23 protein-coding genes are annotated in these 23,036 nt (G+C 55.1%); 14 read left to right on the top strand and 9 right to left on the bottom strand.

Going from position 1 to position 23,036, the window contains the following annotated elements; translation table 11 throughout:
- Positions 1-45: 45 nt before the first annotated feature.
- Positions 46-657: a polyhydroxyalkanoate synthesis repressor PhaR gene (phaR, locus tag DFP90_RS04245; protein ID WP_115935140.1), complete on the top strand. Its 612-nt coding sequence runs from the start codon at positions 46-48 to the stop codon at positions 655-657.
- A 56-nt stretch (positions 658-713) separates the two neighbouring features.
- Here the strand turns inward: phaR and DFP90_RS04240 are convergent, their stop codons facing one another.
- The 3 genes from DFP90_RS04240 to DFP90_RS04230 form a co-directional block, all read right to left on the bottom strand.
- A complete protein-coding gene (locus DFP90_RS04240) occupies positions 714-1,247 on the bottom strand; it encodes an RNA 2'-phosphotransferase (protein WP_115935139.1) in 534 nt (177 codons plus the stop codon).
- A 76-nt stretch (positions 1,248-1,323) separates the two neighbouring features.
- Positions 1,324-2,100: a DUF3750 domain-containing protein gene (locus DFP90_RS04235; RefSeq protein WP_115935138.1), complete on the bottom strand. Its 777-nt coding sequence runs from the start codon at positions 2,098-2,100 to the stop codon at positions 1,324-1,326.
- A gap of 88 nt (positions 2,101-2,188) precedes the next feature.
- Positions 2,189-2,788, bottom strand: a complete 600-nt coding sequence (locus DFP90_RS04230) for a hypothetical protein (protein ID WP_115935137.1) — start codon at positions 2,786-2,788, stop codon at positions 2,189-2,191.
- Positions 2,789-2,899: 111 nt separating this feature from the next.
- On the opposite strand from DFP90_RS04230, the gene DFP90_RS04225 reads away from it, so the two are divergent.
- The 4 genes from DFP90_RS04225 (at position 2,900) to DFP90_RS04210 (ending at position 5,912) form a co-directional block, all read left to right on the top strand.
- Complete coding sequence (locus DFP90_RS04225) at positions 2,900-3,775, top strand: division plane positioning ATPase MipZ (RefSeq protein ID WP_281269673.1); 876 nt, start codon at positions 2,900-2,902, stop codon at positions 3,773-3,775.
- 103 nt (positions 3,776-3,878) lie between these two features.
- Positions 3,879-4,604, top strand: coding sequence for a vWA domain-containing protein (locus DFP90_RS04220; protein WP_115935136.1), 726 nt, complete (start codon positions 3,879-3,881; stop codon positions 4,602-4,604).
- Between the two features lie 4 nt (positions 4,605-4,608).
- The gene (locus DFP90_RS04215) at positions 4,609-5,298 is read left to right on the top strand and encodes a DnaJ domain-containing protein (RefSeq protein WP_115935135.1); all 690 of its coding nucleotides are present in this window, start codon (positions 4,609-4,611) and stop codon (positions 5,296-5,298) included.
- A 77-nt stretch (positions 5,299-5,375) separates the two neighbouring features.
- Positions 5,376-5,912 carry a hypothetical protein gene (locus tag DFP90_RS04210; RefSeq protein WP_115935134.1) on the top strand — a complete coding sequence of 179 codons (537 nt, stop codon included), beginning with the start codon at positions 5,376-5,378 and terminating at the stop codon, positions 5,910-5,912.
- 180 nt (positions 5,913-6,092) lie between these two features.
- On the opposite strand, the gene ettA is transcribed toward DFP90_RS04210, so the two are convergent.
- Positions 6,093-7,772 (bottom strand): energy-dependent translational throttle protein EttA, encoded by a 1,680-nt coding sequence (ettA, locus tag DFP90_RS04205; protein WP_115935133.1) that lies wholly within the window; start codon positions 7,770-7,772, stop codon positions 6,093-6,095.
- A gap of 110 nt (positions 7,773-7,882) precedes the next feature.
- On the bottom strand, positions 7,883-9,160 hold the full coding sequence (locus DFP90_RS04200) for a LysR family transcriptional regulator (protein ID WP_281269687.1): 1,278 nt from the start codon (positions 9,158-9,160) through the stop codon (positions 7,883-7,885).
- A gap of 188 nt (positions 9,161-9,348) precedes the next feature.
- Here DFP90_RS04200 and DFP90_RS04195 point away from each other — a divergent pair, with 188 nt between their 5' ends.
- From DFP90_RS04195 to DFP90_RS04175, 5 genes are all read left to right on the top strand, one after another.
- Positions 9,349-9,720, top strand: coding sequence for a helix-turn-helix domain-containing protein (locus DFP90_RS04195; protein WP_115935131.1), 372 nt, complete (start codon positions 9,349-9,351; stop codon positions 9,718-9,720).
- A gap of 215 nt (positions 9,721-9,935) precedes the next feature.
- Positions 9,936-10,271: a heat shock protein HspQ gene (hspQ, locus tag DFP90_RS04190; protein ID WP_115935130.1), complete on the top strand. Its 336-nt coding sequence runs from the start codon at positions 9,936-9,938 to the stop codon at positions 10,269-10,271.
- Positions 10,272-10,358: 87 nt separating this feature from the next.
- Positions 10,359-11,063, top strand: coding sequence for a DUF2927 domain-containing protein (locus tag DFP90_RS04185; protein WP_115935129.1), 705 nt, complete (start codon positions 10,359-10,361; stop codon positions 11,061-11,063).
- 9 nt (positions 11,064-11,072) lie between these two features.
- Entirely contained in the window at positions 11,073-12,041 is a 969-nt protein-coding gene (locus DFP90_RS04180; protein WP_115935128.1) for a hypothetical protein, read from the top strand.
- Positions 12,042-12,212: 171 nt separating this feature from the next.
- Positions 12,213-13,829, top strand: a complete 1,617-nt coding sequence (locus DFP90_RS04175) for an acyl-CoA synthetase (protein ID WP_115935520.1) — start codon at positions 12,213-12,215, stop codon at positions 13,827-13,829.
- Positions 13,830-13,846: 17 nt separating this feature from the next.
- Here the strand turns inward: DFP90_RS04175 and DFP90_RS04170 are convergent, their stop codons facing one another.
- The gene (locus tag DFP90_RS04170) at positions 13,847-15,085 is read right to left on the bottom strand and encodes a bifunctional alpha/beta hydrolase/OsmC family protein (protein ID WP_115935127.1); all 1,239 of its coding nucleotides are present in this window, start codon (positions 15,083-15,085) and stop codon (positions 13,847-13,849) included.
- 141 nt (positions 15,086-15,226) lie between these two features.
- The gene (locus DFP90_RS04165) at positions 15,227-16,795 is read right to left on the bottom strand and encodes an alkaline phosphatase D family protein (protein ID WP_245956953.1); all 1,569 of its coding nucleotides are present in this window, start codon (positions 16,793-16,795) and stop codon (positions 15,227-15,229) included.
- A gap of 258 nt (positions 16,796-17,053) precedes the next feature.
- On the opposite strand from DFP90_RS04165, the gene DFP90_RS04160 reads away from it, so the two are divergent.
- The 4 genes from DFP90_RS04160 to DFP90_RS04145 are packed head-to-tail and all read left to right on the top strand — an operon-like array spanning position 17,054 to position 20,179.
- Positions 17,054-17,878 (top strand): N-formylglutamate amidohydrolase, encoded by an 825-nt coding sequence (locus tag DFP90_RS04160; RefSeq protein ID WP_115935125.1) that lies wholly within the window; start codon positions 17,054-17,056, stop codon positions 17,876-17,878.
- A gap of 12 nt (positions 17,879-17,890) precedes the next feature.
- Complete coding sequence (locus DFP90_RS04155; RefSeq protein WP_115935124.1) at positions 17,891-19,048, top strand: carboxylate-amine ligase; 1,158 nt, start codon at positions 17,891-17,893, stop codon at positions 19,046-19,048.
- A 60-nt stretch (positions 19,049-19,108) separates the two neighbouring features.
- The gene (locus DFP90_RS04150) at positions 19,109-19,426 is read left to right on the top strand and encodes a DUF1244 domain-containing protein (protein WP_218044564.1); all 318 of its coding nucleotides are present in this window, start codon (positions 19,109-19,111) and stop codon (positions 19,424-19,426) included.
- Positions 19,427-19,462: 36 nt separating this feature from the next.
- On the top strand, positions 19,463-20,179 hold the full coding sequence (locus DFP90_RS04145; protein WP_115935123.1) for an acetyltransferase domain-containing protein: 717 nt from the start codon (positions 19,463-19,465) through the stop codon (positions 20,177-20,179).
- On the opposite strand, the gene DFP90_RS04140 is transcribed toward DFP90_RS04145, so the two are convergent.
- Positions 20,176-21,426 carry a NupC/NupG family nucleoside CNT transporter gene (locus DFP90_RS04140; protein ID WP_115935122.1) on the bottom strand — a complete coding sequence of 417 codons (1,251 nt, stop codon included), beginning with the start codon at positions 21,424-21,426 and terminating at the stop codon, positions 20,176-20,178. The two genes, DFP90_RS04145 and DFP90_RS04140, sit on opposite strands and share 4 nt — an antisense overlap.
- A gap of 93 nt (positions 21,427-21,519) precedes the next feature.
- A complete protein-coding gene (gene hemN / locus DFP90_RS04135; RefSeq protein ID WP_115935121.1) occupies positions 21,520-22,884 on the bottom strand; it encodes an oxygen-independent coproporphyrinogen III oxidase in 1,365 nt (454 codons plus the stop codon).
- Between the last annotated feature and the right edge of the window lie 152 nt (positions 22,885-23,036).

Genomic DNA, 23,036 nt, shown 5'->3' with positions numbered 1-23,036 from the left:
GGCTATGGCGTGACCAGGGGATGCAACTGAAGGCGGACGGCAGATATGTCGGATAATTCCACGGGCAAGGTCGGCCCGATTACGATCAAGAAATACGCAAACCGGCGGCTCTATAATACCGCGACCAGCAGTTATGTGACATTGGATCACCTCTGCCAGATGGTTAAGGACGGTGTTGAGTTTGAGGTTTTTGACGCCAAGACGGGCGAGGATATTACCCGTTCGGTCCTGACCCAGATTATTGTCGAGGAAGAAAGCAAGGGGGACCAAAATCTCTTGCCGATCAGCTTCCTGCGGCAGTTGATCAGCTTTTACGGTGATAATGTTCAACAGATGCTGTTGCCGCAATATCTGGATATGTCCATGCAGTCCTTCACCCAAAACAAGGATCAGATCCAGGATTACATGAACCAGACCTTTGGTAATGTTTTCCCATTTGGCAATCTGGAGGAAATGGGCAAACAGAATATGGCCATGTTTGAGCAGGCCATGCAGATGTTTTCCCCCTTTAATGGCGCTGGCTTTGGTGCCAAGCCCGCCGCGCCGGAACAGCGTGATGGTGCTGAGGAAGCGCCCGCCGGCAATGCGCTTGATGAATTGCAAAAACAGATGCAGATGATGCAGAAAAAGCTGGAAGACATGGAAAAAGGCAAATAAGCCGCTTCGTTCCGAGTTTTCTGTTTGAATTTAAAAGGAGGCCATAGCCTCCTTTTTTATAGGCGGTTCAGGTGGGACGGCCCGATGAGGCCGGAGAGCCAAACGCCATTTTTCGCCAAAAAGAACTGATGACCGGTTTGGTGCATCTCTAGTGCAGGGAGTGCCAGGATTATTGGTTTACCATGTCTGCTGCCGACCATTCGGGCCGTTTCGGCATCGGCAGAAAGATGCACATACTGACGCGACATGGGTTTTAAACCTTCTTTGAGTATCGTTTCCAAAAACCTTTCTGCGGTGCCGTGAAAAAGTGTTTCTGGGGGCTCTGTCGGCAATAGACCGAGATTCACCTGAATAGAATGGCTCTGGTTCGCTCGGATCAGTTGGCCATCTTCTGACAAGGCAAACCGTTTTTTCTCATTGGTGGCCACGACTTCCTCGATCAAGGCGCGGCTAAGCGGAATTGTCGCTTTTTCGATCAGTTCGTCGACAACGGCCCATCCCTCGGCATCCAGTTCAAGACCGATTTCACCTGGTTTGTGGCGCAGGATAAAGCTTAAGAATTTGCTGACCCGAACATGATCTGAAACCATGAATTTCCCCCTTTTTTGCAGACTTTGCAATCTCTCGCCTGGCGAAGGAAGTTAGTCAAGGTCGAAACTGAGGCGCCTACCGACGGGTATCCGTCTTCGGCCCGAGGGTGCCGATGAAAGGTAGGCGCAGGTTCAGATCACCCGGATCAATGCCAAAGCCCAAACCGGCGAGATTGATCTCCAAGCCTTCTTCCTTCGCGATGGTTAGGCCCAGCAATCCGGCCAGGGAGAGCTGGTAACCCGTGCCGCTGATGGCATCGTCGAAAAAGCGGTCGGGCCCGAGATAGTCCTTGCCGATGGCGGTGGGCGGGAGGTCCAGGCGCAGTTCCGGCACTTGGCGACCGATCCAGGCGACAAAGGTGTTGGAGTTGGGGCCGGGAAAAAGCGTGTATTCATTGGCGAAGGGATAGCGTTTGGCGGCGGCTTCGATCTTGTCGATGATTAATTCAGCTTTGCCACCCTGGATATCCACCAGCAGGTCAGGCCTGGATCCAAACCAATGGCGGTCGGGCACGCCCTCTTGAACCGTAAGTGCGGGCAGGCCGCGCCGGGCACGCCATCCTAAGATCTGGTAGATGGAATAGCTGTCCGCTCCGGCCCGTTTGACAGAGATCCAGGGATGGACCGCAAAAGTGCCGCGCCAGCTGAATGCCCGCGCCGCATAGATCTGGACCACAGCTTCCGTTTTGACTTTTGGATCCGGGGCAATCCCGGCAGAATCACGCCGGGCATTGCGCCAGTCGGCCCCAATGGCATTGGCCGTTGCGAAACCGGCAACCGAGAGGAGACCAAGTCCCACAGCCAACCATGTGAGACGCTTTGCTGACCGGCCGGATCGTTTTTTGTCGCTCATTTTCGCCATCCCTCCTAAATGGGCACAAACTGACATTGTGCAAGGAATTGTGGCTACTCCATGAGGGAATTATGTCAGAAACCGGGGGCTATTGCACCTTGGCTGATTGTACCACCGTTTCAGCCTGTCCCGGCGTCAGGGGTTCTCCGGCCGCGGAACAGTAATAACCGGCCAGGCTGGTAGATCCCTGCGGGGTTTTTAGAGCGGGGACTGCCTGGCTGAAAACCACGCAAAGCTGGCCGCCGGAGGAAAAACGCCGCCAGGTGGCGGTGCCGATCTCATTGTTCGTTTTAAAGTAATCCAGGAAGGTGGTTTCACGCCAGGCCAGGTCTGGCCAGAGCGCCAGGGTTTCCTTCGGGTCATCGGGCATTGTGCCGGAGGCATCATCCAGCGGCTGAATCAGGATCAATGCGCCCGACGCCTCCAGGCTGGTGCTGCGGTTCCAATTGGCTTCGCGGCGCAGACGGAAGGGATCTCGCAACAAGCGCTCTTGGTTGATGGGCCGAATCTCCTGTAAAGTCTCAAGATCGAGGGACAACTCAACAGGGGAAGGCATTCTGGCCTTGATTTTTTCCGGCACGAAGGCGGGATCCAGCGGGTTCCAATCCAGCTCGGCGCAGGCGGACAATCCCAGTCCTGCTGCCAGAATTGCCAGTGTCAGGCCTATCGGGGACCGTTTGATTTCCATGGTTGAATTCTCTCCCGAACCGGATATTGAAAGCATGTCGAAAGTAATATGACCCGGAGAGGCGTGATTAAGGCCGCCATAGGGTCGGGAAGTTTTTTTTAGGAACCGTGAATGAGTAATACCGTCGCACCAAAGAATGGCCAAGCCCCCAATCCGGAAGCAATGTCCCTTGAGGGGCACTCAAAGGTGATTGTGGTCGGCAATGAAAAAGGCGGCTCAGGCAAGTCGACCACGGTCATGCATTTGATGACGGCCTTGCTGCATGCGGGATACAAGGTGGCGGCCCTGGATCTGGATGCCCGTCAGGCGACCTTGAGCCATTATCTGGAAAACCGGCGCGACCTCATGGCGCGCAAGGGGCTGAATCTGCCGATGCCGGAATATCATGCAATCCTGCCCAGTGACAAAGTCAGCCGCGATGAAGCGCGCCAGGAAGATGAGGACCGGGTGGAAGAGGCGGTCCAGCGGCTACGCGCGGAAAACGACTTTCTGGTGATTGATACGCCAGGGTCGGATAATTTCCTGAGCCGGATCGGCCATTCCTATGCGGACATCCTGGTCACCCCGCTGAATGACAGTTTTGTCGATCTGGATGTTCTGGCCAAGATCGACCCGGATAATCACAATGTTATCCGGCCCAGCCAATATGCGCAGATGGTGTTTGAACAGAAAATGGCCCGGGCCAAGCGGGAAGGCCTGCATAAAACCTTTGACTGGGTTGTGATGCGAAATCGCATGGGGCATCTGGAATCCAAAAACCAGCAAGCCATGGACCAGGCGATCACCACGCTTGCCAAACGGATAGGCTTCCGGGTCGCGCCCGGATTTTCCGAGCGTGTGATTTTCAGGGAGCTGTTCCTGGATGGATTGACCCTGTTGGATCTTCGGGCGGCAGATACGGGAATCCGCATGAGCATGTCCCATGTGGCGGCCAGGCAGGAGGTGCGCGGCCTTTTGCAATCCATCGGTTTGCCCGTGATCGGATGACCGGGCAGCATCAAGCAGCCATTTTGATCAATATTAGCGCATGATCTTCAGAAAGTCTGGGTTGCCTCTAGGAGGCAGCCCCGTTTCTTCTTATATTCAGGTTATGGCCAAGTTACCGACAGATAAAGAAAAGCAAGCGCCTCAGTCCAGTCAGGCGGATGTGAATGCCTTCCTGGCGAAGGTTGAGAAGGCCGTACCGGCCCAGCGGTCCGCCAGCGACCGGCCGGGGCGGCTGATCTTTGCCATGGACGCGACCGCGAGCCGCCAGCCCATGTGGGATCATGCTTGTCATTTGCAGGCGGACATGTTCCGTGAAACGGCCAACATTGGGGGGCTGAGTATTCAACTGGTTTATTACCGAGGTTTCAACGAATGCAAGGCAAGCCGCTGGCAGCAGGATGGCAAAGGCCTGGCCCGGATCATGTCCGGGGTCACCTGTCTGGGGGGGCATACCCAGATCGGGCGGGTCTTGCGCCATGGGCTGAATGCCAATGACAAGGGCAAGGTGGATGCACTGGTTTTTGTCGGTGATGCCTTTGAAGAGGATATCGACGCGGTCTGTCATGATGCGGGGCAATTGGGACTGGTCGGCATCCCCGTATTCCTGTTCCAGGAAGGGCGGGATCCGGTTGCCGAGCGGGCTTTCAAACAGATTGCCAAACTGACCGGCGGGGCATGGTGTCCCTTTGATGCCGACAGCGCCAAACAGTTGCGGGATCTTTTGTCCGCTGTGGCGGTCTATGCGTCCGGAGGCCGGCAAGCCATGCTCGATTTTGCCCGGGATCGATCAGATTTGAAGCAACTGACCCAGCAGATCCGGGAGCGCTGAGCCTATGTCTTGGTTCTTGATGGGGGTCGCTGTACTGTTTTTCCTGTTGGCCGGCCTGTGGGCAATTGCCAATGCGGATCCTGAAAAACTGGCTCGGATCGCAAAATGGGTCTTCGTGACATTGCTGGTGTTGTTGGTGCTGACTCTGGTTGTGCGCGGCGGGTTTCATCTGGTCTGGCTGCTGATGTTCGGCCTGCTGCCCTGGATCGGGCGGTTGCGCAATATCTTTAAGGGAATGAAAGGGCCCAGCGCGGGACAGTTTGCCGAGGTAAAAAGCGACTATCTGCACATGCGCCTTGATCAGGTGCAGGGGGAGATGGACGGTTATGTGTTGAAAGGTGCGTTTGAAGGGCGCTACCTGAACCAGATGGATCTGGCGGATTGCATGGCGCTGAGGCGCGAGATTGACGGGGATGCCCGGTCGGTCCAGCTTTTGGAGAGCTATCTGGATAAGACCCACGGCCCGGATTGGCGCGATGGATTCGACAGTTCCGACCGGCACGCTGGCCAGGCGGCGGGCGCAATGTCGCGCCAAGAAGCGTTCAAGATCCTCGGTCTATCGGAGGGGGCCGGCGAAGAAGAGATCCGCAAGGCCCATCGGGAATTGATGAAACAGATGCATCCTGACCGCGGCGGTTCGGGGTATCTGGCGGCGAAAATCAATGAAGCGAAGGATGTTTTGCTGGGCCGGTGACTTTCATGCTTGCAAAGGGTGTGTTATCTGACCTGTCAAGTCTGTGATTGCCTCTTTGATCCTGATATTCTCTAGCTATGGAACAAAAGATTTCGCCCAAGGACCGTGACCGGTTTCGCAAGATCATTCTGGTCATGAAGTCTGCCACCATTGACGGTGAGCGTGACGCGGCCAGCATGGCCGCGACTCGTATGGCTGCGCAATGGGATATGACATTGGAAGAGGCGATCGAGGAAACCCATCCGGAGATTTATGGCGACCGCTATGCCGAGCGGGAGCGCACCGCACGGCGTCAGAGTGCTTATGAGGCCTGGGAAACAGGTACCATGCGCATGATGCGCAACAAGGAAGCCCAGGAGAAATACGCTTTCGAGCAGGCCAAAAGACAGGCCCGGCAACGGGGGTTGGATGAGCGGGAAAAGAATGCCGCCAACAGCAATGCCAAGCCCCGGGCCCGCAATTTTCACTCCAATGCCAAAGTCTCGCCGACGGATACCTTCCGGCTGATCACCGTGCTTTTGAAGGATGGCCTGCCTTTGCGGCGTGTGGCGGAATTGGCTGACGTGTCCACAAACGAAGTGGCCCGGGTCTATCTGTTGAACCGTGAGGCGTGAGGCTATTGGTGCTGGATTACCGGATCAAGTCCGGTAATGGCGATCAGAGATACGATCCCATAGAAAGACGTCATCCCCGGACTTGATCCGGGGATCTTGGGCTGAATTCTCCTGCACCACTTGCAAAAAGAAAGGGCCGCGAGTTTCGCGGCCTTTTCCCTTTTAGTCCCAACAGACCAGTTAGCGGCTGATCGGCTTGTATTTGATCCGGTGCGGCTGGTCCGCTTCCGCGCCCAGGCGGCGTTTGCGGTCGGCCTCATAATCTTCATAGTTGCCTTCATACCAGACGACCTGACTATCGCCTTCAAAGGCCAGGATATGGGTGGCGATGCGGTCGAGGAACCAGCGATCATGGCTGATGACCACGGCGCAGCCGGCAAATTCCAGCAAGGCTTCTTCGAGTGAGCGCAGGGTATCCACATCCAGATCGTTGGTCGGCTCATCGAGCAGCAGCACATTGGCACCGCTTTTCAGCATCTTGGCGAGATGAACACGGTTGCGCTCACCACCGGACAATTGGCCGACCTTTTTCTGCTGGTCGCCGCCTTTGAAGTTGAAGCTGCCCACATAGGCACGTGACTGAACCTTACGCTTGCCCAGCTCGATAATATCCAGACCGTCGGAAATCTCTTCCCAGACAGTGGCATTGTCGTTGAGCGTGTCGCGGGACTGGTCCACATAGCCAAGCTTGACGGTTTCACCCAGGCGCAGCGTGCCTTCATCCGGCTGTTCATTGCCGGTGATCATGCGGAACATGGTGGTTTTACCGGCACCGTTCGGGCCAATGACACCAACGATGCCGCCCGGAGGCAGGCGGAAGCTGAGATCATCGTAAAGCAGCTTATCATTATAGGCTTTTTTGATGTTCTCCGCCTCGATCACGACACCGCCCAGACGCGGGCCGGCGGGGATGGTAATCTTGGCATTGCCGGTTTCTTCGCGGTTGGAGTCTTCCAACAGTTTTTCGTAAGCCTGAATACGGGCCTTGGACTTGGCCTGGCGGGCCTTCGGGCTGGCGCTGGCCCATTCGCGTTCGCGGGCCAAAACCTTGGCGCGGGCGGCATCTTCCTTGCCTTCCTGAACCAGGCGTTTTTCCTTCTGTTCCAGCCAGGAGGAATAGTTGCCTTCGTAAGGGATCCCTTGGCCGCGGTCCAATTCCAAAATCCAACCCGTCACATTGTCGAGGAAGTAGCGATCATGGGTGACCATGACGACGGTGCCCGGATAGTCCCCCAGGAAGCGCTGCAGCCAGGAAACCGATTCAGCATCCAGATGGTTGGTCGGCTCGTCGAGCAGCAACATGTCGGGTTTGGAGAGCAGCAGATGGCACAACGCCACGCGGCGGCGCTCACCACCAGAGAGGTCTTTGACCGGCCAGTCGGCAGGCGGGCAGCGCAGCGCGTCCATGGCAATTTCCACATGGCGCTCCAGGTCCCAGGCGTCGGCGGCGTCTATTTTTTCCTGCAATTCGGACTGTTCGCCGATCAGAGCCATCATCTCGTCATCGTCGGTCACTTCACCCAGCTTCATGCTGACTTCGTTGAACCGGTCGACAACGGCCTTGATCTCGCCCAGCGCGTCCATGACGTTTTCGGCGACCGTCTTGCTGTCATCGAGCTCCGGTTCCTGTTTCAGATAGCCGATTTTAACGCCGTCAGCGGCACGCGCCTCACCGTTGAATTCCTTGTCCTCGCCTGCCATGATCTTAAGCAGCGTGGATTTACCGGCACCGTTGTAACCAAGCACGCCGATCTTGGCGCCGGGCAGGAAGGACAGGTGGATATTCTTGAGAACTTCCCGTCCGCCCGGATAGGTCTTGGAAACATTCTGCATGGAATAGACATACTGATAGGATGCCATGTCGGACCTTCTCCTCGCGAAATCTGGATAATCTAGCGCCCGATGTAACCGAATGTGCGCCCGGATGCAATCAATGAAACACCTGGTAGAGGGCGATCATGCCCGGTTTTTCAGGGGGAGAGCCTGGAAAGAAGCTTTTGCGCTAAGACGGTTGCGGCCGCGGATGTTTCCTCCATTCCATGCTGTTCCAGCATATTGACCAGTACCGGTGACCCGTCGGACAGGAACAGACGCAGCATCAATCGGAAATAGACAGCGTGCATGATGCGGCCACTCTTATGCGGGTAAGCTGCCCGTAACAGCTCAAAGCTCGGGATGCCTGTATTCAATGTCGAATAATATCCGTCATTGATTTTCTCGTCGAACTCCCCCCAGATATCCCGGTCACTGATCGAGACACCAATCGCCGTTTCCCGCCAGGCATTGCCAAAATATAAGGTAGCATTATGGCGCTCGCCAATATGGGCGGCGACCAATGTCTCATAATGGGGGCGAAGCGGCCTGCACATCATAAGCTCCGGATGCAGGGCGCGGATCTCTGATGAATTCCACAGGGGGTTTTTCTGCCACGCCTTGTAGAACCGGGCCAGGAAGGGACTGTAACTTTCCACCTGCTCAACATCCAGAGAGATCAGCTTCGGCCTCAGGGAAGGTTCAGGCAGATCGAAATTCTGTATCAGGCCTTTGACCATGATAAGCGGCCCGTCTTTTGAGGCGACCCGCACCACGATCCGGTGATAGGTGACATGCCGATAGGTGTTGTTGGCATCGTCGAGCCAGCCTTGAACCCGTGACAGGCTCGGCTCTCCAGTGACAAAGACCTTGTTATAATTTTTCGTCACGGTCCAGTCGTATGGGTGAAACAGGCCTGTTGGTTGCCGGAGCATGGCAACTTTGCCAATGGCATTTCGGCAATAATCCCATCCCTTATATTCCGCATAGTCATTCCGGCGGCCAATATGGTGGTAGATCCATTGGCCATTTTCCTCCCGGAAGGAGAGTGAGACGTTTTTCAGGGCATAGGCCTTGTCCGGATCGTTGCGCAGATCGAAATCGATGCTGGAAAGATCTTGCCAGAATTTTTTGAGTTTGGGTGACTGGTTGTCGATTTCCCTGTTGAAATCCAGCTCGATCACCTCTGTGGGCAAGGACCGGTTCAAATCCGCGGGAGAGAGATTGTTGAGCGAGGATTGCAGGCGGCTGTAATAAAGCTTTCCGGCATCGGTCAGCTTGGATCGCTTTCCGCGCACGGCCCTTTCAAACAGAGGCTGGCCGGCGATGTCTTCCAACGCTTTAATTTGGATGGAAAGGGCGGCGACAGATTTGCCCAGGCTTTGTGCCGCGTCCTGCAGGGTGATGTTGTCCGCAGCCGCCATAAAGGCGTAGATGGCCTGAATGCTTGGTATTTTGATCGGGGGGCTGATGGCTCTGATCCTGTTGGTCCGTTCCTGTTGCCCAAAACTTATTAAGTTTTTTTAAATAAATAAATCGTTTTGACGATTTCTCTGGCTCATTGGCGGTGATAATTTTTGCTGCTTGCGGTGGTTGCTTGTTGATTGGTTAAGTAGGGGGGGATATGGCACATCCAACGGATATTTACGTGGGCGCGAAGGTTCGCGAGGCCCGGATGCTGAAAGGGTTCAGCCAGGAAAGACTGGCGGAGAGGCTCGGGATCAGTTTCCAGCAAGTCCAGAAATATGAAAAAGGCAGCAATCGGATCGGATGCAGCAGGCTTTGGGATATCAGTGTCGTCCTTGAAACACCGGTGACCTTCTTTTTCAATGGTCTGGAAGGAGAGCACCATGAAGTGCACAGTGATATTTCACCGGTGTTATTGAGATTGGCAAAAAAAATCTCGGACATGCCGGGTGAAGCCAGACGACCTTTTCTGGCCTTCCTGAGTGTCATTCTGGAAGATGGACCTCATGATACCCGTGGTGCCATCTGACGCGGGTTCAATCAAAAACGTGATTTTAGGCGGTTGCTCAAATGATCCGGCTTTTTGGTGAGCTTGGGGGCCGGGGCCGTTTGGCTTGTCTGTGCCAGTATTTGACGTTTCGGGCTGTCTTCTTAAGGTTCGAGTAATCTTTTTTTAAATGTCGAGTAAGGTTTCCCGATTACAATTACAGGCATAACAACAAAGACAAAGATGGTGAGGTCACCATGTACGACTATCGAATGGCCAAATTTTCAATCGGAACGCCTGTGGAGCATAAACGCTATGGGTTCAAAGGCGTCATTTTTGACGTGGATCCGGAATTCGCGAATACGGAAGAATGGTATCAATCTATTCCTTCCGATGTGCGTCCAGACAAGAAACAGCCGTTTTATCATCTGTTTGCAGTTTCTTCCGACAGTGATTCCCCCTATATCGCCTATGTTTCTGAACAAAATCTGAAACAGGTTGCGCCCGGGGACGAGATCAATCATCCCGCTATTGTGGAATATTTTGATGGATCGTGCGGCGGTGTTTATCTGCCGCGACATAAGGTGAATTAAGACCACCGGCCGAATGTTCGGCTTGGTCTTGAGTTCAGAAAAACCCAGAAGATTGACAGGTTCGGTATCATCGCCATAACTTGCGCCATGCGAGTTATTTCTTTGATTGTTTCCTGTCTTCTTCTCGTCTCCTGCAACAGTCCTGAAGAAGTGAATCAGCGCCTGGTCCAGGCCTTTGACGATCTGGTGTTTTTTGTCGCACCTGACCGGCAGGGGGCTGAGGTTCGGCAATGGAACCCCTATCTTGTCCGTTGGGAAGGCGAGGTTCGGTATTTTGTCCAGGTGGAAGGTTCACCAGAACCGGGCATGCTGGAACAGATCGACAGGGCGATGGCCAGGGTTGGTGCGGTGGCCGGCAGAAAAGTCTCTCGGGCTGAAAAACTGACGGAAACAAACATTACGTTTACGTTGAATGCCACTGATCGCGATTATCGGATCAATGGTGCGGAACGGGCCAGTTGTTATGCGAATATTGACGAGATTTTTAAACCGGGAAACCAGTCTGAAGATGGTGGCAAGCTGAAAAAAGCGTCCATCTATCTGCCCGGTATGCGCCCAAGGGTGATGACTGCCTGTTTGGAGCATGAAATACTCCATGTATTTGGGTTTTGGGGACATACCCAGCGGATCCGATCAACGATGTCGTCTTTTGTCTCGGAAAATGAAATGACCAAGTGGGACGAGATGCTGCTCAAGGCGCTCTATAGCCCTAATCTCGAACCTGGTATGAAGCGTGAAGAGGCGCTTAAACGCGCCGAGCAGGAATTGTTGTTAATTTTGGCTGCAAGTTAAGAGGTATTTATGAAAAAACGAGTTTTACAGCTGACGATGCTGTTTGGCACCCTGGCGGCCTTGTCTGCCTGTGTGTCAGATTCTGATCTGGGGGTTCGCAACCGTGCGCTGACAGAGGCGGAAAGTCCTCTGGTATTTGATTATCCGGGCATTGAGGGAGGGTATAGAAAATTCCTCGCCGGGCGTTCGGTTGATTATCGCCAGAAATATCTCCAGGCCAATTATGGGCCCAAAAGTGGTGCCTTCCCGTCACTCGTCCTGCTTTTTTGGAAGCTGACCGATGTGGAGTATTATTATCCGAAACGTTCGATCGATGAACAGATGACAGTGTTTTTCGATACCCCGCCGAACCACAGCGAACCTGCTTTTGTTGTCTACACAGAGGGCCGTGCAGATTATGTCACCTTTGAAGACAATGGCGGGCATTGCATGTTTTTCGTTGTTAAATGGGGTGGCCATCTGTCCAGCAGAGGGGGGAACAGGGAATTGAATGGCCTGTTTTGTGATCAGAGCCAGATCGATAGCGCTAAGGCGGAAAAGGTGATCAAAAGCGTTCAAGTCCTCAATGAAGGGGAAGTGATCAAGGTTGCAAACAGCGAGAAGCCGAAAAAGGCTTCCGGTTCCGCGGGGCAAACCAGCACCATGACCGGGTTTAAGGCGGATCGTGTAGAGATTATCTGGAACGGCGTTTTTGATAAGCAGAAGCTTGATATCAACAGCCGTATGTATACCAGTTATGATGGCGTGATTTCATTTGAAGATCCGAAAACCGGTACATGCAAAGGGGACTTCATTCTTGATAAAGCCCTTGATCAGATGAAGCGTGGCGATCTGGCCAAAGGAAGCTGGAATATTGAATGCAGCGCCGGACAGGCCGCAGAAGGCCGCCTGAAACTGTATCAAGGTGATGAAGGAAAGGTACGCGTTTCCGGTGAGGGGGAAGACCGCCAGAAAAACGCGATCTCCTTCACGATGTAAGGCGGGCAGCAGTTACTATTGCTGTGATATGAAGTTGAAAAACCGGCTGCCCCCTCAGCCGGTTTTTTCATTTCGGATACCCAGTAATTGTCACGGGGTTTACGTTGATTTTTCTGGGAGCGGGATTCTGCATCGTGATATAAGGCACGCGCAATGAAAGAAGGGTGCGTGATGCTGAAAGCCGCTGGACAGTACGGGGAAGTCTATGACAGCTTCCAATGGCAGATACCTGAATATTACAATATCGGGGTCGATATTTGTGACCGTCAAAACCCGGCCGCAAAAGCCATCATTTTCCGGGACCAGGACGGTCAGGTCCGCGATTATAGCTTTGGCGACCTGAAAGCGCTATCCAACCGTTTCGCCAATCTGCTGTCGGCCCATGGGGCCATGCGTGAGGACAGATTAGCCATATTACTGCCCCAGGCGCCGGAAACGGCGATCGCGCATATCGCGGCGTATAAATCGGGCATGATCGCGGTGCCACTCTTTGTGCTGTTTGGGGAAGAGGCGCTGGAATACAGGTTATCTGCCAGCGGTGCCCGTTTCTTGGTGACGGACAAGTCCGGGGTGGAGAAGATCGCCACAATCCGGGACAGGTTGCCGGCATTGGAAGCGGTTTTCTGCATTGATGGCAGTATGGAAGACGCGCAGGATTTCCATGCTCTACTGGAACGCTCGTCCGACCGGTTTGAACCGGTTCCGACCAAAGCCGATGATCCGGCACTGATCATCTTTACGTCCGGCACAACGGGGAATCCCAAAGGCGCTCTGCATGCGCACCGGGTTCTGCTGGGCCATCTGCCGGGCGTTGAATTTCCGCATAATTTCTTTCCCCAGGATCAGGACCTTTTCTGGACACCGGCAGACTGGGCCTGGATCGGGGGCTTGATCGATGTCCTGTTGCCCAGTTTGCATCATGGTAAGCCGGTTCTGGCTTATCGCGCCGCAAAATTTGACCCGGAAGAGGCCTTCCGCCTGATGGCGGATTTCAAGGTCCGTAATGTTTTTATGCCCCCGACCGCTTTGAAACTGATGCGTCAGGTGGAAAAGCCAAGGGAGCGTTTCTCCCATGATTTGCGTTCCATCGGATCCGGCGGGGAAAGCCTGGGGGCTGGCCTGCTTGATTGGGGACGGGAGACATTCGGCATCAATATCAATGAGTTTTACGGCCAGACGGAATGTAATCTGGTGGTGGGCTGTTGTGAGCAGGCAATGGATATCCGGCCGGGTTCCATGGGCAAACCGATCCCGGGACACCAGGTTGAGGTCATTGATGCAGATGGCAATGTTTTGCCCGCCGGTGAACAAGGTCTGATTGCAGTGCGCCGTCCGGATCCGGTCATGTTTTTGCGCTATTGGCAAAATGAGCAGGCGACGGCGGAAAAATTCATTGGTGACTGGCTGCTGACCGGGGATACTGGCAAGAAAGATGAAGATGGCTATCTCTGGTATATCGGGCGCGACGATGACGTAATCACGACGGCGGGCTATCGCGTTGGACCGGGCGAGATTGAGGATTGCCTGATCAACCATCCGGCCGTTCAGTTGGCGGCGGTGATTGGCGTTCCAGATCCGATCAGGACGCAGTCGGTGAAAGCCTATATCGTTCTGCGGGACGGTTTTTCAGAAGATGAAACACTGACCCGTGAGATCCAGACTTATGTGAAAACCAAACTGGCGGCCCATGAATATCCGCGCGCTATTGCCTATGTCCGGGAATTGCCGATGACGACGACGGGTAAAGTGATGCGGCGTAAATTGCGGGATCTGCCTGAAAATAGCTGAGCTAATTCCAGCGCGCCCTATTCGTCATCTGCAAGGCGGCTGTTGATCTGGACTTCGGAATGCAGGGTTCTGTGAACCGGGCATTTGTCGGCAATCTCCAGCAGTTTTGCCCGCTCTTTGTTACTGAGATCGCCGATAAGCTCTATTCTGCGCTCGATCCTGTCTATTTTGCCGCCCTGCGACTCGCAGCTTTCGCAGTCATCGGCATGAATCTTCTCATGGCGTAATGTGACCTTGGCACGATCAAGGGAAAGCCCCTTGCGTTGTGCATACATGCGCATGGTCATCGTCGTGCAGGCACCAAGACCGCTTAACAGCAGATCATAGGGGGTGGGGCCTGTATCAGTGCCGCCGATCCGCGGCGGCTCATCCGCAAGAAGTTTATGGCGTCCGCCGACCGATATGGTTTGGGAGAACCGGCCGACACCGTTTTCCTGAACCAAAACTTCGCCTTCTGACAGATCTTCTGGATGGATGGCAGAGTCAGGGGCGGGAAGGTAGCGCCGTGCCCAGGATCCGAGAAGATCGGCCACATAGATCGCATCCTGCCGGTCGCTGAGCAGATGATCCGCCTGGTCCAGGGAGATGAAGCTTTTGGGATGTTTGGCGGCCTTAAAAATCTTAGCTGCATTTTCAATGCCGACCTGCTGATCCAGTGGAGCATGGAACACCAGCAGTGCTTTTTTCATGGTGGCAATTTCATCGGCCAGCCGTTGTTGGGCTATATCTTCCAGAAACTGCCGTTTGATTGTGAAGGGGCGGCCAGCCAGGGTTACCTGCGCGGCACCGGATTCCTGAATTTCCGGCAGGGCATAATGGAAATTCTCTTTCACATGATCTGGATCGGCCGGCGCATTGATGGTGGCAACCGCCTGCACGCTTTCCAATCTGGGGGCTGCCACCAGGACTGCTGCCCCGCCCAGGCTATGGCCGATCAAGAGTGCGGGGGACTCATATTCCTCTGCGAGAAACCGGGCGGCATCCTCTAGGTCTTCCACATTGGAACTGAAATTTGAATTGGCAAATTCTCCTTCGCTGGCACCAAGTCCTGTGAAATCAAATCGCAGCACAGCAATGTCATTATTTGTTAGGCCCTGGGCGATCCGGCTGGCGGCGAAAATATCTTTAGAACAGGTAAAGCAATGGGCAAAAAGCGCATAAGCCCTAGGCGTTTCCAACGGCAGATCCAGCCTGGCCGCCAATGTCTGCCCCTGGCGGTTGGTGAAAGTGATCTTGTGGCTGTCACCCCGTTTCATGGCTTGGCGTTCCCTGGTTGTTTTCCCGAAGATGGCTGAACAGGATCAGTCAGGAGAGCGATCACCACAAGGGGGCTATGGGTAAACAGTTCGCGAGCGGTGGTGGACACGCCCGGAGGTCCGGGCGTGTCCTGCCGCCGGTCAGCTACGGCGGACCGGATCGAGCGTGATTTTGTGCAACTCCGAATCGTCGCGATCCATCAGGCGCACAGTGAGCTGTTCGGTTTGGCCGTCGATATCCACAAGGCCAAAGAATTGAAGCCCCATGGACGGCGGCAGGTTTGCCCCCTGTTCCTTGGTCGGTGCCTTGACGAATTTGACTTCGGGGCCAAAGGTTTTGTCCAGGTCGTTCGGCCCAAAGGTGCCTGCATGGATCGGGCCGGAGACAAATTCCCAGAAAGGTTTGAAATCCTGGAAACTGGCTTTGTCCGGGTTATAGTAGTGAGCTGCGGTGTAATGCACATCAGCAGTCAGCCAGACGATGTTTTCAATGTCGGCATTCTTGATGAAGCGCAGCAGATCGGCAAATTCCAGCTCTCGGCCCTTGGCGGCGCCGTGGTCGCCGTTGGAAACCGCTTCCGCACCGGCTTTTTCTTTCCAGTTGTCCCAAACGATCAGGCCGATCGGCATGTCACAGGCGATCACTTTCCAGGTGGCTTTGGAGGCGGCCAGGGATTTCTTCAACCAGGCCAGCTGTTCAGCGCCCAAAATTCGGGAGGCCGGGTTCATCTCCGCTTCCATGGACGCGCCGTTGGGGCCGCGATAGGAACGCAAATCCAGGAAGAAGACGTCCAGCATCGGCCCATAGCTGATCTGGCGGTAAACACGGCCCGGCTCGGACGGCGTTTGGCGGATCGGGGTCATTTCATGGAAAGCCCGGCTGGCACGGGCGGCCAAAACATGGACATTCTTTTCGCTGTAACGATCATCGGCCATCAGGTTCTTGGCGTCGGACCAGTTGTTGACAACTTCATGGTCGTCCCACTGGAAGAAGGTGGGTACCTGGGCGTTGAAGTCACGAACATTGTCATCCATCAGATTGTATTTCCACTGGCCGCGATATTCCGCCAGGGTTTCCGCCACTTTGGATTTTTCCTGGGTCATCAGGTTTTTCCAAACCGTGCCGTCCTTCAGGGCAACTTCATCCTTCAGCGGGCCATCGGCATAGACGGTGTCGCCGGAATGGATGAAAAAGTCAGGCTGATGCTTGGCCATGGTGGTATAGGTTTTCATGCCGCCCCGGTCCTTGTCGATGCCCCAGCCCTGACCGGCGGTGTCACCGGACCAGGCAAAGCGGATGTTTCGCCGCGATGCCGGTGCGGTCCGGAAATGGCCGACCATCGGCTCGGAAAGCGCATTGATGTCATTGAGGTCGGCGAACTGAACCCGATAGAAGATATCCTGGTCGGACGGCAGGTTTTCGATCAGGCGCTTGGCGGCCAGATCGCTCTCGGGAAGGGCGTTGATCGGTGCCATCCGGACCGGGTTACGGAAACTGTCGGTGACGTCATATTCAACCATCATCCGGGCCGGGCGGTCGGTGCGCGCCCAGATCATACCGGAATCGGTGGTGACATCACCGGACTGCAAGCCGTGAGTGATCTGTGGCCGGGAGGCGGCCCGGGAAAGGCTCGGCATGGCAAAGCCGGTGGCCATGGCAAAGCCGGTTGCGGAAGCGGAGGTCAAAAAGCCGCGTCGTGAGAATTTCATTGTCATATCCTGCTCCGGGGATTGATTAAGGTAAGACCCGTGGTCGGCAGGTATTTCATTCCCGGTTTGTGATCATATGATTATTCCTGCGTGATGTTTTTCTGAACGTTGTTGGCTATCAGTTGTAAAGTTACACCCGGAACAATTTTGCCAGATCGTTCCCTTGCCGGGGGATGCCGGCGGTGGTTTGGGCTCAAGCCTTTATTACGGGACAGAAATCTGTATAGTCCGTGACCAGAGACATTATCCGGCTAAGTGATGACTGAAGTAATGACCCAATCCCGCCTTTTGACCGCCAATGATCCGGCCCCGGTAACCGTGAGCAATCCAGACGGGCGCGCGCCGGTTGTGATCGTCTGTGACCATGCGGGTCAGGCGGTGCCGGAGGCCCTGTTCGGCCTTGGCGTGCAACCAGGTATCATGGAACGGCATATTGCTTATGATATTGGCGCACAAGGTGTTGCAGATTATCTGTCACGCCGTCTGGATGCACCGGCTGTGATCGGCGGTTATTCCCGGCTGGTAATCGATATCAACCGACCAGTTGATGATTTTACCAGTATCCGGGAAATATCCGATGGTGACATTGTTCCGGGCAACCGGAATATTTCCGCCGAACAGCGCAAAGCGCGCCAGGACGAGATCTACTGGCCCTATCATGAACGTGTGGCCGATGCCATTGCCTCCCGGCATGAACATGGCCGCTTGCCGGCGATTATTTCGGTGCATAGCTGCACGGACCAGATGCGCGGCGCCAAACGCCCCTGGCATATCGGTGTCCTGATGAACCGGGACCGGCGCATGGGCGAGGCATTAATGAAGGTTCTGGCCAAACAGCGTCCGGATTTGTGCATTGGCGATAACAAACCCTATTCCGGCATGGACCCTTACGGCTATACTATTGAAACCCATGCACTTCCGGGCGGATTGCCCAATGTGTTGCTGGAGATCCGCCAGGATCTGATCCGGACCGAAGCGGGCCAGCAGGAATGGGGAGAAATAGTCGGTGACGCCCTGGAAGAGGTGCTGGCCGACCCGCATGTCTATACCGCCTATCAGGGGGAAGCCCGTTTGGCGGATTAAGGGGGCGCTTTCATGGCCAAGAAGATCAGCAGTCTGACCATCGGCATTGAAGAGGAATATCTTCTGGTTGATCCCGAGACGCGCCAGCTAACCAGCGATACCGGTGTCCAGGAAGCGGTTATCAATGATGTATTGAAGGAAGTGGATGAAACCATCGGTTTTGCCACGCCTGAATTCCTCAAGGCGCAGGTGGAGGTCGGCACCGCAGTCTGCCGTTCGATCGGGGAGGCACGGGAAAAACTGGTGCATATGCGCGGTGCCGTCGCCCGGTCTGCCAGGCGCCATGGCCTTGCGCCGATTGCCGCCTCAACCCACCCGACTGCCAATTGGCAGCAGCTGCAGCATACGGATAAAGAACGCTATAACATGCTGGCCAACGATCTGAAGGCGGTGGCCCAGCGTCTGGTGATCTGCGGCATGCATGTTCATGTGGGTTTTGATGATGATGATACTCGCATCGATCTGTTGAACCAGGTATCCTATTTTTTGCCTCATCTGTTGGTACTGACCACATCCTCGCCTTTCTGGCGCGGCCATAATACCGGCCTGAAATGTTACCGTCTGGCGGTGTTTGACGAATTGCCGCGCACCGGCCTGCCGGAACGGTTTGAAAGCTGGTCAGAATATCAGCGCCACTTAAATATGCTGATCAAGGCGGGTGTGATCGAAGATGGGTCCAAGATGTGGTGGGATATTCGGCCCCATTGCAAATTCCCGACCCTGGAAATGCGGATCGCCGACATCTGCACCCGGCTGGAGGATGGCATCACCGTGGCAGCACTCTATGCCTGTCTGCTGTCCATGCTGCAACGGTTGCGCCGCTCTAACCAGCGCTGGCGCATGTATTCCGATATGTTGATCAACGAAAACCGTTGGCGGGCGCAACGCTATGGCTTTTCCCAGGGGCTGATTGATTTCGGCAAGGCTCAGATCATTGATTATGCGGATCTGCTGGAAGAGTTGATCGAGTTGACGGCGGAAGACCAGGAAATCCTGGGTTGCGTGAGGGAAGTGGCGCAGGCGCGGGAAATCCTCCATCGCGGCAGCAGTGCTGACAATCAGGTGCGTGTCTATAACGAGGCCTTGGCGGCCAATAAAACCGAGCAACAGGCGCTGGATGACGTGGTGGATTGGCTCATTGACGAGACCGTGCATGACATCCCGGTTTAAAACCGCTGGGATCTGATTAGATATAACCGATGTTTGATTGAACTCTTGGGAGAGATAGAGATGGCGTCCATGGATGACCAGACACGCATTGAACTGGAAGCGGCTGCTTTCCGCACACTGGTGGCGCATTTCCGCGAACGCACGGATGTGCAGAATATCGACATGATGAATCTGGCTGGCTTTTGTCGGAACTGCCTCTCGAAATGGTACAGAAAGGCGGCTGAGGATAAAGGGCTGGACATGACTTATGATGATGCGCGCGAGATCATTTATGGCATGCCCTATGACGATTGGAAGGCCAAATACCAGAAAGAGGCCAGTGCGGAGCAATTGGCCCAATTTGAGATCTCCCACGCCAAAACTCATGGTGAAGGATAAGCCTCGCTTGTGAGCCTGGGAAAAGGGGAGAGGCGGGTGCCAACCATCCGATATGATCTGGTTGATGCGGTACGCGGTCTGGCCATTCTGGCCATGATTGTCTTCCATTTTTCCTGGGATCTCAGCTTTTTCGGGCTGGCTGATATTCAGATCACGTCAGATCCGTTCTGGGTCTGGTTCGCTAGAAGCATCGCCGGGACCATATTGCTGGTTTCCGGCATTGCCTTTGTGCTGGTCCAAACCAGGGGAATTCTGCCGAAACCCTTTGTCTTGCGATGGTTAAAGGTGGCAGCCTGTGCCGCTGTGATTTCCTTGGGAACCTATCAGATGGACCCAGGCAGTTTCATTTACTTTGGCATCCTGCACCATATCGCGTTGGCCAGTTTGCTTTTGTTGTTGCTCGGGCGTCTGCCGTCGATCCTGATATTGTGTCTGACAGCCTTCTTCCTGTCGGGGCCTTTCTGGCTGTTTTCAGAGGCTTTCGCCGCCCCCTGGCTTTCCTGGCTGGGTCTCTGGTGGCCGGTTGGGCAGCCCTCAGATTATGTGCCGGTTTTTCCATGGTTCGGTCTATCCTTGTCAGGGGTGATCCTGGGGCGCTGGATGTTGGCCCATCCTTGGATTCTCGGCTGGCGCACTGATCAGGCGATCTTCCGTCTCTGCGGTCTGGCCGGCCGGCACAGCCTGCTGATTTATATGCTGCACCAGCCGATCTTATTCGGTGGTCTGTATCTGGCAGTTACCTATATCCTCTAGAAACTGAGCAACCCGGCCACGGTGCCGGTCATGGCGGTTGCCAGGGTGGCGGCCAGGACGGATTTAAAACCCAGTTCCAGGATTTCCGCCCGTCTTTCCGGTACCATGGCGCCCAAACCGCCGATCATGATGCCGAGGCTGGGCAGGCTGGCAAAGCCACATAATCCATACAGCATGATGACATTGGCGCGTTCCGATAGGGTTCCCATCGGCAGCTTGCTCATATCCAGATAAGCAACAAATTCGGTCAACACCAAACGGGTTCCAAACAGCTCCCCGCTGACGAGGGCCTCGTTCCAACTCATGCCCATTAGCCAGGCCAGCGGCGCGAAGATCCAACCGGTGATGCGCTGGATGGTCAGCGGGGTATCATCAACATTGGGCAGGAAAGCGAATAGTTGGTTGACCAGATAGACCAGGGCCACGATGACAATCAGCATGGCAATGATATTGGCGATCAGTTTGATCCCCATGCCGGTGCTGTTGACTATCGCTTCCATGGCACTGTCGGCTTCCGCCGGTGGTGTCATACGGTCCGCTTCGGTGGCCTCGCCGTTATCGGGGACCATCAGGCGTGCGATCAACAATGCGGCGGGCGCACTGATGATCGATGCGGTCAGGATATGGCCCAGGACACCGGGGATGACATGGCCCAGGATCGTTGCATACAGCACCATGACCGTTCCCGCGACCGTGGACAGGCCCACTGACATGACCATGAACAGCTCCGCCCTTGTCAGGCGCAGGAGATAGGGTTTCACAAAAAGCGGGGCTTCGACCATGCCGACAAAGACATTGGCTGCGGCACTGACACCGACCGCACCGCCAATTCCGAGCGAACGGCGCAGCAGCCAGGAAAATCCGCGCACAATCAGTGGCAGGATTTTCCAATAGAAAAGCAGGCCGGAAAGTGCGCTCATCACCAGGATGATCGGCAGGCCGCGAAAGGCCAGGATCCAGGCCGCACCGGGGAAAGGTTCTTCGAAGGGAAGGGGGCCGCCGCCCAGATAGCCAAAGACAAGTTTGGTGCCGGCCTCGGTGGCCTGTTCAATGGCAAGCACCAGGGAATTCATCCATAGAAACAGCTCGCGCGAGACGGGCAGTTTCAACAGCAACGCAGCAATAACAAGTTGCAGCCCGATCCCTGCCAACGGCAGTTTCCACGAAACCGCACGTCTGTTTTCACTTATCGCCCAGGCCAGAAGGCAAATGACGACAAGCCCAAAAGATCCCTGAAAATAAGCCATGAGAACCCCTGAAAATAAAACTGTTTCAGGAGCTTACCCCTATTGTTCAGGCGGGGGAAGCCTTTCGGTTTGGCACATCCGGCAAGGGTTGTGTCAAACCGCTGCGGAATGACGCCCCTTTTCATTGCCGAGATATTGATCGAAGCGGGCGCAGATGACACGCACGAATGGTTTTCCGGCCTCTGTCACCGTGATGATAGAATCTTCCAGTTCCATCAGGCCGTCAGCAATCAAATCGGTCATTCCGGCAAGCTCGCTTTCGAAAAATTCCTGTGCGTCCGGGGATGCAGGGTCATGCTGGTTGAGCAGCAGATCCAGATCCACAGCATAGTGACACATCAACTCCTGGATGACTGACCGGCGGAGGTGGTCTTCACCGCTGACCGCGACCCCGCGGGCGATTGGCAATCTTCCGTGATCAATGCTGCGTTCATATTCGTGGATCGCGGTGTGGTTTTGCACATAGCCGCCGTCGCTGACCCCGATGGCGGAGGCACCGAACCCAATCAGGTTTTCCGCTTGGTCGGTGGTGTAACCCTGGAAGTTCCGTTTCAGGCGTCCTGCCTGATAGGCGATGGCCATTTCGTCTTCCGGATGGGCAAAATGGTCCAACCCGATCCGCACATAGCCTGCATCCAGGATCATCTGCGCGGCATATTCCGATTGTTCCAGCCTCAGGGCTGCGTCGGGCAGGTGCTCTTCGTTGATCAGGCGCTGATGCTTTTTCATCCAAGGCACATGGGCATAGCCGAACAACGCCAAGCGCGACGGTGTGAGGCTGAGCGCCAGTTCCACTGTGCGCGCCACATGGGAAACCTTTTGGTGAGGCAGGCCATACATCAGGTCCAGATTGATATTGGCAATCCCTTCCCGGCGCAGGTTGATAACAACCTCCTTGGTCTCATCAAACGGCTGGACCCGGTTGATCAGTTTCTGGATCAGGGGATTGAAATCCTGGATACCGATGCTGGCCCGGCTGACCCCGGCATCGGCCAGGGCCCGGGCCATGTCCAGCGTAACACCGCGCGGATCAATTTCCACGGCAAAATCCGTTCGGTCCATCAGATCAAAATGCTTTGCGGTCTGTTCCGCCAGCCGCAGGACGTCACCGGGTTTCAGGATGGTAGGCGACCCGCCGCCCCAATGGATGTGCTCGACCAGGCGTTTGGTGCCCAGTGCCTCTGCGGTTAACTCAATCTCGCGCAATAGCCTGGCCAGATAATTGGTCACCGGCAGATAGCGCTCGGTTATTTTGGTCATGCAGCCGCAGAACCAGCAGAGCGTATCGCAATAGGGGATGTGGAAATAGAGCGACAGGGGCCGCTCGCTCGGGATATCGGCCAGCCAGGTGCGATAGTCGGCTTCCTTCACACCGTCATGGAACTGCGGTGCGGTCGGATAGCTGGTATAGCGGGGCACGGGGCCGGAATATTTGGCGATGAGCTGTGTATCGGTCATGGTTATGATTTGTCATCAAAACGGTGCCAAGGCATTGACCTCGGTCAATCATTCGCCCTTTGGGCCAAAAAAAGCCTCATTTGGCCTTTTGAAACCGTTTGAACCGGTACCCGCCATTCGCTAAGGTGCGCCCCTCGCGGCAAAGGCCGCAC

Source organism: Aestuariispira insulae, assembly GCF_003385955.1.
GTDB classification, from domain to species: Bacteria; Pseudomonadota; Alphaproteobacteria; order UBA8366; family Aestuariispiraceae; genus Aestuariispira; species Aestuariispira insulae.
This window is presented reverse-complemented; position numbering and strand designations above follow the sequence as displayed.